7 protein-coding genes, 2 pseudogenes and 1 riboswitch are annotated in these 11,599 nt (G+C 52.5%); of the genes and pseudogenes, 8 read left to right on the top strand and 1 reads right to left on the bottom strand.

From position 1 onward, the window contains the following. Window positions 1–206 precede the first annotated feature (206 nt). The 4 genes and pseudogenes from HNQ38_RS14535 to HNQ38_RS05240 all read left to right on the top strand — a co-directional run. Window positions 207–1,198: pseudogene (locus HNQ38_RS14535) on the top strand (AAA family ATPase); the annotation flags it as partial. A gap of 366 nt (window positions 1,199–1,564) precedes the next feature. Continuing rightward, window positions 1,565–2,602: a DUF3150 domain-containing protein gene (locus HNQ38_RS05250; protein WP_221277811.1), complete on the top strand. Its 1,038-nt coding sequence runs from the start codon at window positions 1,565–1,567 to the stop codon at window positions 2,600–2,602. A gap of 4 nt (window positions 2,603–2,606) precedes the next feature. Next, entirely contained in the window at window positions 2,607–4,226 is a 1,620-nt protein-coding gene (locus HNQ38_RS05245) for a cobaltochelatase CobT-related protein (RefSeq protein WP_183718348.1), read from the top strand. Between the two features lie 248 nt (window positions 4,227–4,474). Beyond that, window positions 4,475–4,636, top strand: coding sequence for a hypothetical protein (locus HNQ38_RS05240; protein ID WP_183718347.1), 162 nt, complete (start codon window positions 4,475–4,477; stop codon window positions 4,634–4,636). A 108-nt stretch (window positions 4,637–4,744) separates the two neighbouring features. On the opposite strand, the gene HNQ38_RS05235 is transcribed toward HNQ38_RS05240, so the two are convergent. Then, entirely contained in the window at window positions 4,745–6,517 is a 1,773-nt protein-coding gene (locus tag HNQ38_RS05235; protein WP_183718346.1) for a site-specific integrase, read from the bottom strand. Between the two features lie 742 nt (window positions 6,518–7,259). Continuing rightward, a riboswitch (glycine riboswitch) is annotated at window positions 7,260–7,364 on the top strand. A gap of 157 nt (window positions 7,365–7,521) precedes the next feature. Between HNQ38_RS05235 and HNQ38_RS05230 the strand changes: the two are divergent. The 4 genes and pseudogenes from HNQ38_RS05230 to trxB form a co-directional block, all read left to right on the top strand. After that, window positions 7,522–7,896 (top strand): annotated as a pseudogene (locus HNQ38_RS05230) (GrdX family protein); the annotation flags it as partial. Between the two features lies 1 nt (window position 7,897). After that, window positions 7,898–9,184 carry a glycine/sarcosine/betaine reductase component B subunit gene (locus HNQ38_RS05225; RefSeq protein ID WP_183718345.1) on the top strand — a complete coding sequence of 429 codons (1,287 nt, stop codon included), beginning with the start codon at window positions 7,898–7,900 and terminating at the stop codon, window positions 9,182–9,184. A 36-nt stretch (window positions 9,185–9,220) separates the two neighbouring features. Further along, on the top strand, window positions 9,221–10,525 hold the full coding sequence (gene grdB / locus HNQ38_RS05220; protein ID WP_183718344.1) for a glycine reductase complex selenoprotein B: 1,305 nt from the start codon (window positions 9,221–9,223) through the stop codon (window positions 10,523–10,525). Window positions 10,526–10,669: 144 nt separating this feature from the next. Continuing rightward, window positions 10,670–11,584 carry a thioredoxin-disulfide reductase gene (trxB, locus tag HNQ38_RS05215; protein ID WP_183718343.1) on the top strand — a complete coding sequence of 305 codons (915 nt, stop codon included), beginning with the start codon at window positions 10,670–10,672 and terminating at the stop codon, window positions 11,582–11,584. Window positions 11,585–11,599 lie beyond the last annotated feature (15 nt).

The following is an 11,599-nucleotide window of genomic DNA, read 5'->3' as shown; positions in this document are numbered from 1 at the left end:
TTCATTTAGCAAAAGCAGCCAATGCCGCTTTTCTAGTGTCTGGGGATAAACACTTATTAGAACTGCGGCATATATTTCCAGAACTGCAAATAACAACCCCCGCAGAGCTTTTAAGGCATATTTCAAAACATAACTAACAGTCATTATAATAAATTTACAGGAAGGCGTACCCATGAGGGTGCGCCTTTCTGTTTTTGGAGGCAATAATGAAAGGCACGAATATTTCTGAACTTGACTCTCTTCAGCCCACCGACCTTAATGCCGGTCAAGTTTTCAGCGGCAAGCCCTCTGGCACCACGGTCAGGGGCTATGCCGTTCCTTCGGCCTACACCCCGGCAATTGATCACGACTATATCTTCCATGAGTCGAGCCGCGACATGGTGGTCTGGTTCGTAAATCTTCAAGGGGCACAGGGGGCACATGAACCGCTCTATGTCTTCGGCCCCACAGGTTGTGGCAAAACAAGTTGCATCAAACAACTGGCAGCCAGGCTCAACTATCCGATCTTTGAGGTCACCGGCCATGGGCGGCTGGAGTTCGCCGATCTGGTGGGGCATCTGACGGTCAAAGACGGCAATATGACCTTTGAATATGGCCCTCTTGCCCTTGCCATGCGGTATGGGGCAGTTCTGCTGCTTAATGAGATCGACTTAACCTCACCAGAAATAGCCGCTGGCCTGAACAGCGTTTTGGACGGCTCCCCCCTATGCATTGCAGAAAATGGGGTGAAATTATCCAGCCGCACCCCATGTTCCGTTTCGTGGCCACGGCCAATACCAATGGCGCTGGCGATGACACGGGCCTGTACCAAGGCACACAACGCCAGAATCTCGCCTGGCTCGACCGCTTCACCATCTGCGAAGTGGGCTACCCTGATGCAACTGTGGAGAAAAAGCTGCTGTCCCAGCGCTTCTCTTCGCTGCCCGAAACGCTCTGTGCCACTATGGTGGACTATGCCAATGAAGTCCGCAAACTGTTCATGGGTGAGGCATCAACCGGCAACCTCACCAACACCATAGAAGTCACCTTCTCCACGCGCAGCCTGCTGCGCTGGGGGGATCTGACCGTGCGCTTCCAGCCTCTGGCCCACCAGGGCATACAGCCTGTCACCTATGCCCTCGACCGTGCCCTGGCCTACCGCGCCAGCCGCGAAACCCGCGCCATGCTGCACGAACTAGCTCAGCGCATGTTCGCGCAACAGGTGGAAGCTGAAACCCTCAAAACCGAAACGACTGAAGCAGAAACCTTGCAAGGTGAGCAAGCCCTGCGCTTCATGCGCAGCCATTTGAGGAACACTCCCACGGTAGCGCCCCGTGTCCATCTGGAGGTAGTTCATACCCTTTCCGGCAAGAAACAGAGCGGTAAGTTCTGGATCGGCGAAGCCCGACCTGAAGGCCTCATGCTCCATTGGGGCAAGCCGGACACTGCCGGGCAACAACACGTTATCTCCGCTGAAAATTGTGCGGGTAACAATTCCGTGCTGGAGCTTGAAGCCCGCGCAGCCAAAAAGCTCACGGAAGGTTACTTCCTCAACACTACAAAAAGTTCATTTTAGGAGACTGTTATGACACCGATTGTTTCTGACATTCGCATTCTGGACAATTTGCTGGCCCTTAACCTCAATGTCAGTCTGTGGTCAGCCCGACGCAAGATGAGCCAGGAGGACCTGGGCGGCGCGGAACTGCCACCCGAAGACCTGGCGTCCCTTGGTTCCAAACGCATCGCCGACCCGGAAAACCTCAAAGTGTTCGGCACACTCAAGGCCCGTGCCTTCAACTATCTGGACAGACACGGCGTGCGCTTCATGTCCGGCTGGGCCATTCCTGAAGAAAAAGCCGGTGAAATCGTGCATGAGCTTTGCAACATCCGCAACAACTTCCAGAAAGAAAAGGAATCCTTTCTGGCAGGCTATGACCAAAATGTGCAAAGCTGGATAGAAAAGCATCATCAATGGGGCGAGATTATACGCAACTCCATTGTGGGGCCGGACTATGTCCGCGCCCGCATGGATTTTCGCTGGCAGTTGTACAAGGTGTCTCCGCTGGAGCAACATATAGATAACACAGCCGTGCTGGAAGCTGGTCTGGCAGAAGAGGTGCAGGGTCTCGGAGGAACGCTCTTTGGCGAAGTGGCCAAATCCGCCGAAGACATCTGGCGCAGGGTTTACCACGGCAAGACGGAAGTAACCCACAAGGCCCTTTCTCCTCTGCGGACTCTGCATACCAAGCTCACGGGCTTGTCGTTTGTGGAACCGCATGTAGCTCCTGTAGCAGATATCGTGCAGGCCGCACTGCTACGCATACCCAAGAAGGGCAATATCATCGGCACAGACTTGCTGCTTCTGCAAGGTCTGGTCTGCCTGCTTAAGGACAGTGATGCTCTGGTGGCACACGCCCAGAAAGTTATCGAAGGCTACGGCCCGGCCTTTGTGCTGGACGCCTTGCTGGCTGGGGCGAACAGTATTTCCGACCTGGATAGCGGGGATGACCGAATCGATGGCAATGTTGATGGCGACCCGGATGACACGCCCATCCTGCCGGATACGCTCTCAGTGGAAACGGCTGTGCCGCATCCCGCCATTCCCAGCCTAGGCCTGTGGTGACGCCATGATACGTACAAAAGACGTTCTCAACTGTCTGCCCCTGCTGGCGTCCGTGCTGGGCGACCAGTACGGGGTACAGGTACGTATCGGTGGCAATGAAGCCTGCACTAACGGCAAGGTCATTCAACTGCCCTCATTGCCGATGGATTGCGAACCGGAATTGCTGGCATTGGCAAGGTCGTTTATCGATCATGAATCCGGCCATATCCGGCATACGGATTTTGGCGTGCTACAAGCCGCCAACCTTGATCCTGTGACCTTCAACCTCTTTAACTGCCTGGAGGATTGGCGCATCGAGAAAAAGCTGTCTGGCATTTTCCCTGGCTGCCGACACAACTTAAACTGGTTGATACGACGATTCTTTGTGGAGCAGGCACAGCCAAGGGCCGGGGATGATTCCCCGGCCCTTGCTGTTTTGGACTATGTGCTGTTGACCGTGCGGGCTTGGGATGTGGAAGAAGTTAACATTCCACGCATGGTAGCAGCAGAGGTGCTACGCCAGCACTTCCCCGGCCTGAAAGAAGTGCTGGATGCCATTCTGGCCAAGGTTTTCATCCATTGCCCGGACACGGCTGCAGCCATTGCCTCTGCCCGTCAATTGGCCCAGAGCATCCGGCAGTGGGAGCCGCAACAGCAAGAGAAGAAAACCAGAAGAAACGGAGCTGACCACACTGATTCTACCTCGCAAGGAGATCAGGATATTTCGTCTGATTGTGCATCTCAAACGCAGCAGCCCATATTCCCAAGCAAGGCCAAAGCCCAGCTTACAGCCCTATTCCATGCCGAAGCCCAAGACCTGCCTCAAAACCTGGGTGAGCTTCTTTCAACGGTACTTAATCTTTTTCAGGCAGAATCGGCCTTTGAGAAGGTTACGGTGGCTATTGAAGGGTTTCGACAGTCAGGGGCATTACCGGAAAAGCAGAAACTGCAAGCCCTTCAGGCCAGCATTGCCTTGCGCACACGTCTTCAGGGGCTTTTGCAGGCTCGGACACAAAAACGCTGTAGCATCGGTCGGCGCGGGGCCTTACACACCGGATCGCTCCATCGGCTGCAGACGGGCAATCCGCGTATCTTCTGCAGGGAGGCAGAACAAACCGACCTCAACACTGCTGTGCATATCCTGCTGGACGTCAGCGGCAGTATGAGCGGCGCTCCCATCGTTCTGGCAAGGCAGGCGTGCTTTGCTGTGGCAAAAGCGCTGGAAAATATCAAAGGCGTAAATCCTGCGGTCACGGCTTTTCCCGCGCTGGCTTCCACAAGTTCTGTATTCCCCATCATGAGGCATGGTCAAAAGGTGCCGGACAGCTTTGACATCAACGCTTCAGGTGGAACCCCTCTGGCTCCGGCTTTGTGGTGGGCTATGCAGACAATGCTGTTCCTCAGGGAGCAACGAAAAATAATTCTCATCATCACTGACGGTGTGCCTGATAGCACACACGCAGCAACCCACGTCGTGGGCGTAGCGCAAAAGCTTGGTTTTGAGGTGTATGGGCTTGGCATCCGTGATGAACATATATCCCATCTGCTGCCGCAGACCAGTCGGGTCATCAATGATCTGCCTGACCTGGCCCCCACCATGTTTGACATGCTTCAGGACGCTCTGCTGAAAGGATGGGCATCATGATGGTACCACTGGACTATTGCCGCTGGAGCCCGGCACGGCCTGTTTTAACCATTATCAACTTCAACCGACAGCGCATCCCGCGCTGCTGATACCCAAGGAGGTTGTATGAACCCATTGGCATGGATACCTGTTGCCATCGCTGTGCTGCAGGTCATCAAAGAAAACTGGGACGACTAACCATTAACAGGCACATAGGGGCGAGGTCAGACCCGCCTCCTGCATTTATGTAACTGAAAAGGAGAATATTCATGAACGGTAAGTGGGCATTTATAGGCGGCATACTGGCCGGAATCGCCGGGGTATTCACTGCAGCGGCGGTTGCGGTGGAACTGGAAAACGGGAAAAGTGTCAGCTGCGATACCGTGAATGAATCGCAAAGGCTGGCCTTGCCTGAAGGCGAAGGCCGGTAGAGGGCAGGCTGATTGCAGGACGGGAAGCGTGGGGACAGCTCCGCTTCCCGTCCTTTCGTACATGTTTTTCTACTGAGGAGTGCTATGTGTCCGTCAAATCTTGAGCCACTATTTCTCGAAGGAAATTTTTGAAATAAGTTCCTCATAGATTTGTTTTATTGAAAACTTATCACCATATTGCCTTCCTGCCAGATTTTGAATTTCATGTCCAAACACCTGTCTAAACATGTCTGTATGCATATTTCTAATTTTGAAAAAATTTGAGAAGGAGTGACGGAGCGAATGAAAACTTTTTCCATCAGCAATTCTCTTTTCTTTTAGGAGCAATCCAAACGCTTTTCCAACCTGCTTACCATATTTTGGAGATTTTTCTGTTTTATTTAGAGCTGGAAACAACCTAATTTGATTATTTTTTATTACATCATCGCGGTATAATATAAGTCCCAATTTTATCATATCGTCATGCAGTGGTATTTTTCGTTTTGCATTTTTTGTTTTTAATATTTTATCACATAGTCCATCAGAACTATCTTCTCGAATATCAATTAAAAATATGCCATTTTCGTCATAGATATCCTCGCAATGAAGTTGGCATATTTCTTCAAGTCGCATCCCGGTATAGAGAGCAATCAAGGGAGCCCAGTAAAAAGCGGGATTTTTAAAGGCACCTGGCTTATAATCCCCATTAAAAAATATCAGCTTTATATCATCATCAGAGAGGGGAAGCCTCTTCTCTATGTCCTGTTGTGTGTCTTTAATGCCAAGGCCTTGAGCAGGGTTGCGCTCAATTAAATTTTCACGCATAGCCCAAGTAAACATTCCGGAAACTGCTTCCACAATTACATTGATACTCTTAATACTTAATGATGTTTTATTTTTGTGCTTTTCAATAAAATCTTCAACAGAAAGCTCAGATTTATCTAACTGCTCGCGCCAGCGCGGAGGAAGTTTTTGAAGCGTATCTCTAAAGTTACGCATATCTTTTCTAGTGATTGAATGTATTGGTTTATCACCGATAATCCGTAATAGGCTTGTAACTCTGTTCTTGTGGTCGGCAAGAGAGCGCTGGACCCATGCGCCATCATTAATTTTTATAATACAGTATTTCTCTATCAGTTCACTAAGATAGGGAGTTGTTTCTTCAGCAGGCATTTCAATTTGTGGGTATGGTGTATATTCTGCTTGATGGTAGGGTTGCTCGTATGAAAAATCTCCCTTAAGCCTCGCTGCCCTGATTTTTTCGAGGCTGATCTGCATAGCCAAAAAACTTCTGGTAAGTCCATCTACATTATCACGAGAGACTTCTGAAGCTTCGAATACACCGCTTTTAACGAGTTCAAATACACACCGCTGAATATCGTTATCAAAATTTTCCCCTGTATTGAGATTGTAAAGTAAATTTGCAGCAATCTCTTCACTTACTTGTGCCAAATCAACCCGTTCGACGAGGCCCTTCTCATCTTCAATTTCAATGATATCAGGAGGCTCAGGCGATACTGCTTCTTGGTCAAGCTGATACTTCAAATATCCGTTCAGCCGTTTACGAATATCGGAAGGGGGTAAATCTCGTTTGCCTGGCGCATCAAGGATTTTGTCCAATTCATTCTGAAGAAATTTGCGAAGTTCAGCAATTCTCTTCATGTTTTCTGTAAAATCATCATGCTCGCCCATCGTCCAACGCTCCAAAGATTCTGTAGTCAAGGAATGCAGATAAGCAGCCATACGCGCTGCCTGGGATTGATAGGCAGTTCGTAGGCTGATTCGGATTTCCTTCGTTGAGCCTCCCCTAGCGAATCGCTTAGGAAGTTTATAGCGATAGTAGAAAATCCTTCCCTTTAGGTAAAGGAAGGGGGATTGGCGATTACCTGTGTAGCCAAGCATAATTTCGGCTCCTTGTGACCCAGCGAGTGACCCAGTAAAGGTGTCGCTTGGAAAGTTGGAGTCACCATAACTACCCTGCTCTTTTAACTTATCAAGCAATACAGCCAGTTGGTTCGAGTCCTTTTCATTCGCCTGCCGAGTCCCGCCCTCGGCACCATGAAAAAATTAAGGATTACAGCTGAATAGTTGTAATCCTTTTTTTGTTTTTCTGGCTTGAAATGCGCCCTTCCGGCCTGCAACTTTTCCGATTTTGACTATTCCCATCAGGCGGATCACGAATGGGATCGCGTATGCCCAACGCAGAGGCGCAAAGGCCCTTCCTCAGATACCCCGCTTAATAGCTCCGTTCCAAACCAAAACTTTCTTCTTACTTCGCATGATGATGGCAAGTATGAAGAATTTTCGGCTTTCAAAACACTTTATCTCAATATTTTAAGTAAGAATCCCAATTCGGCGCAGGGTTGCTCGCAGTCACCTTGAAGTTTGCTACTGCTGTAATTTTTTGAGCTGTTGTGCAACGAATATCATAGAGATTTCATCTGAATTATGAGGTATATTTTGAGAAAGGGATATGGGCAACAGCAAGTTGGTCAGCTGAAGAAATATTTTCAATAATGATACTTTTTATTGCCTTATAAACACGCTGGTTAGACGGGAAATTAGCCAATAGCGCCATTGTGAAAAATAATTTCTATCCTTGCAAGCTTGACACTTTTTTCTCAATGGTCCATTTTTGAATCGTGGTAAGTGTGCGAGAGAGTCCTTTGCACTGAATGCCAGAGCAGAGGCACCGAAGGGGCAAAGCCGAAAGGCTGAAACTCTCAGGTAACAGGATCGTACATCTTAGTGCTGCTGAATCCACTTGTGGAGACAGGGCGTGCCATTAAACCGCAGGTACGCTTATGCTTCACGTCCTTATTACAAACAATCCCCGCTTTCAGGAGATGACCCCCGAGGGGTTGAGCGTCAAGCTCATCTCGGGCTGATCCGCGTCCGTTGTTCGCGCGGCGCGCGATCAAATCCATCAGGGTTGGCATCTCGCCAATCATCCTCTTTACGGCAATTTTCTGCCCCGACAGATGCCGTACCGCTCACTGATTCTGTCATCTTGTGCTCAATCGCCTTCCGGGGCTTCCACTTCAGTGGACCTCCCATCTCTTGAACTCATCGAGCAGGCTCAGGCCCGTTACGACGCCGCTACCGCCCATGCGCCTATTCGCATTGACGGTGACGCGTTGCGGGACTGCGCCTTTGTGGACGTGGAGCTTCTGCGCGCAACTATTGAGAGCCTGGGCTGTAATATCAAAAGCCTTTTGAACCTCAATGGAAGGCATCCGGCGCCTGCGCCAGGCGTGCTTTCACACCACAAGGAGATGTAACGTGAAGTTGGAACTGCACCGCATCACAGTCAGCAAGCTGATCTTTGGTGCACACACAGGCGTCAGCGGCGGTGTGCTTACTGTTAATAAGGAAGAACTAACTGCCCTGCTCATGCAGGACGAACGCCTTGGCGGAGTTGAAATTGACGCTGCCCATCCCGGTGAAAGCACGCGCATCATGCCAGTGAAGGATGCCATTGAACCGCGTTGCAAGCTTGAGGGGCCGGGCGAGGTTTTTCCCGGCTGGATTGGCGACGTGGAAAACACTGGTGAAGGCAAGACCCTGGTTTTGAGCGGCATGGCCGTGCTGACCACGGGCCGCGTGGTTGCCCCGCAGGAAGGCATTGTGGATATGACCGGCCCCGGCGCAGACTACACGCCCTTTTCAAAGACGTGCAACCTTACCCTTTCCCTGTCTGCCGTAGCCGAAATGGAACCGCACCAGTGCGAGGCCTGCTTCCGCCGTGCCGGACTGCGCGCCGCGCACTATTTGGCCGCAGCTTGCAAGAGCGCCAAGGCCGACAAAGTTGAAAGCTTTGATTTCCCGCCACTCAGCGAGGCCATGCACGCCCATCCAGGTCTGCCCAAGGTGGCTTATATCTACATGCTGCAATCTCAGGGTCTTTTGCACGACACATGGGTTTACGGCGTGGACGCCAAGCGAATCCTGCCCACCATGATCAGCCCCACAGAAATTATGGACGGCGCAATTATTTCGGGCAACTGCGTATCTGCCTGCGACAAGAACAGTACCTACGTCCATCTTAACAACCCCGTGATCAGAAGCCTCTACGAGCATCACGGTAAGGACCTCAATTTCGTGGGTGTCATCATTACCAATGAAAACGTCACCCTGGCGGACAAGAAGCGCAGCTCTTCCTATGCAGTCAAGCTGGCCCGCATGCTGGGCGTCGAGGCCGTGGTCATCAGTGAAGAAGGTTTTGGCAACCCCGACGCCGACCTCATCATGAACTGCCGCAAGTCCGAGCAGGCTGGCATCAGAACCGTACTCATTACGGACGAATTCGCCGGACGCGACGGCTCCAGCCAGTCACTAGCCGACTCGTGCCCAGAGGGCAATGCCTGCGTCACTGCCGGTAACGCCAACGAACTTATCGTTCTGCCGCCCATGAGCAAGGTCATCGGCGATCTGGCCCCTGCTGAAACCATTGCTGGCGGCTTCTTCGGCTCTGTGCGCGAAGACGGCAGTCTTGAAGTGGAATTGCAGGCCATTCTTGGCGCGACCAATGAACTGGGCTTCAACCGCATCGGTGGCCGCACCCTGTAAGGGGAGCGCTGCCGGCTCAAGGAGCAGGAGATCATCATGGCATATAAGCTTATACACTATATCAATCAGTTTTTTGCCGGAATCGGCGGCGAAGAAAAGGCCGACATAGCACCTGAAGTACGCGAAGGGCTTGTGGGCCCGGGCGTGGCTTTCAAGGCGGCGTTTGGCGGTCAGGCAGAAATAGCGGCAACGTTCATTTGCGGTGACAACTACTGCGCCAATCACCTTGATGAGGTGGCCGCCCAGATGGTGGAAACCGTAAAGCGCTTTGGGGCCGATGGCGTCATTGCTGGCCCGGCCTTTAACGCTGGCCGCTACGGCACTGCTTGCGGCGTTGTATGCGCGGCTGTCAACAAGCAGCATGGCCTGCCTGTGGTCAGCGGCATGTACCGTGAAAGTCCCGGCGTGGACCTGTACCGCAAGGAAGTGACCATCATTGAAACTTCCGACAGCGCCCGCGGTATGGGCAAGGCCGTACCCGCCATGGCCGCTGCCATGCTCAAGCTTTTGCGCGGCGAAGAGATCGCCGATCCCGAAGCCGAAGGCATATTCCCCAAGGGTATCCGCAAGAACATGTTTTACTCCGAACCCGGCGCGGAACGCGCGGTGCGCATGCTCCTCAAGAAGATCAAGGGCGAGGAGTTCAAGACTGAATACGCCATGCCCATCTTTGACCGTGTTGAACCGCGTCCGGCCATTGCAGATCTGAGCAAGGCCACCATCGCCGTGGTCACTTCCGGCGGCATCGTGCCCGAAGGCAACCCGGACCATATCGCCGCTTCGTCTGCGCAGAACTTCGGGTCATACAGTATTGAAGGCGTTAACGATCTTGAAAAGGGCAAGTATCTGACCGCACACGGCGGCTACGACCAAACTTACGCCAACCAGGACCCCGACCGTGTGCTGCCCATTGATGTGCTGCGCGATCTGGAAAAGGAAGGCAAGATCGGCAAGCTCTACAATGTGTTCTACACCACCGTAGGCAACGGAACTTCCGTGGCCAACTCCCGCAAGTTCGGCACTGAAATAGGCTCACAGCTCAAGGCGGCTCATGTGGACGGGGTAATCCTCACATCCACGTGAGGCACGTGCACGCGTTGCGGTGCAACGCTCGCCAAGGCCATTGAAGAAGCCGCTGATGTTCCCGTAGTCCATATGTGCACCATTGTTCCCATCTCTTTAAGCATCGGGGCCAACAGAATCGTACCCACGGTTTCCATCCCCTACCCCCTGGGCAATCCCGAACTGTCCCCCGCAGAAGAAAAGCACCTTCGCCGCGACCTGGTGCTTAAGGCGTTCAAGGCTCTGACCACCAAGGTGGACGGGCAGACGGTATTTTAAATCCCCTCCGGTAAGGCTTCGGCGGTTCTTGGGTGTTGTGCCCCTCGGGCCGCCGGGCCTGAAGACGGAAAAGAACAGCAGATTTTGCCAGGTGGTTCAACGCATGCCTCAGCTGCAAACGGGCTGCCCCGACAAGGAGTTTTTATGGAAAAGCGTGAACTGGTCATCATCGGCGCTGGCCCGGCGGGACTTTCCGCCGCTATCTACGGCAAGCGCGCCGGTCTTGACACTCTTGTGCTTGAAAAGGGCCGCCCGGGAGGCCAGATCCTGACGACCAGCAGGGTTGAAAACTACCCCGGCATCATCGACGGAACAGGCACGGGGCTGGCCGACGCCTTTCGCGCCCATGCGGAATTTTTCAAGGCAGAATTTCGTTCTGTTTCTGTGCAGAAGCTCGAAGTTCGCGATGGAGAAAAAATAATAACCCTCAAGGACGGCAGTGAAATTGCCGCCGGGGCCATCGTCGTGGCCAGCGGGGCTCATTTTCGCAAACAGGGCTGCCCCGGAGAAAAGAAATACACGGGCATGGGCGTTTCGTACTGCGCAGTGTGTGATGCCGCTTTTTTTGAAGACCTTGAAGTGGCCGTCATAGGCGGGGGCAACACCGCCGTGGAAGAAGCCTGCTATCTCACGGGCTTTGCTTCCAAGGTTTACCTTATTCACCGCCGTGATGAATTCCGCGCCGACAAGCTGGTGGTAGAGCACGCCCTGGCCAATCCCAAGATCGTGCCCGTTATGGACAGCGTGCTGGAATCCATTGAAGGCAGCGATATGGTGGAAAAGATTGTGGTGCGCAATGTGAAGACCAATGAGCTGCGTAACATCGAACTGAACGGCGTGTTCATCTTTATCGGCACATTGCCCAATGCCGAGTTCCTGCACGATCTGCTGCAAACAGACGCCGCTGGCTGGATTATTACCGACCCCAAACTGCAAACTTCAATCCCGGGCATCTTTGCGGCTGGCGACGTGCGCGACACCTCGCTGCGTCAGGTGGTAACGGCGGCTGGCGACGGTGCGCGGGCTGCCATGTCAGCTTACTCATACCTGCAATTTTAAGCACGCGGAGGATAG

Origin of the sequence: Desulfovibrio intestinalis (genome assembly GCF_014202345.1) — a bacterium.
Classification (GTDB): Bacteria; Desulfobacterota; Desulfovibrionia; order Desulfovibrionales; family Desulfovibrionaceae; genus Desulfovibrio; species Desulfovibrio intestinalis.
This window is presented reverse-complemented; position numbering and strand designations above follow the sequence as displayed.

Excerpts from the sequence above, each read along its gene's own strand:
- HNQ38_RS05250 (WP_221277811.1), top strand. The coding sequence starts at position 1,565 with ATGACACCGATTGTTTCTGACATTCGCATTCTGGACAATTTGCTGGCC.
- HNQ38_RS05245 (WP_183718348.1), top strand. The coding sequence starts at position 2,607 with ATGATACGTACAAAAGACGTTCTCAACTGTCTGCCCCTGCTGGCGTCC.
- HNQ38_RS05240 (WP_183718347.1), top strand. The coding sequence starts at position 4,475 with ATGAACGGTAAGTGGGCATTTATAGGCGGCATACTGGCCGGAATCGCC.
- HNQ38_RS05235 (WP_183718346.1), bottom strand. The coding sequence starts at position 6,517 with ATGCTTGGCTACACAGGTAATCGCCAATCCCCCTTCCTTTACCTAAAG.
- trxB (WP_183718343.1), top strand. The coding sequence starts at position 10,670 with ATGGAAAAGCGTGAACTGGTCATCATCGGCGCTGGCCCGGCGGGACTT.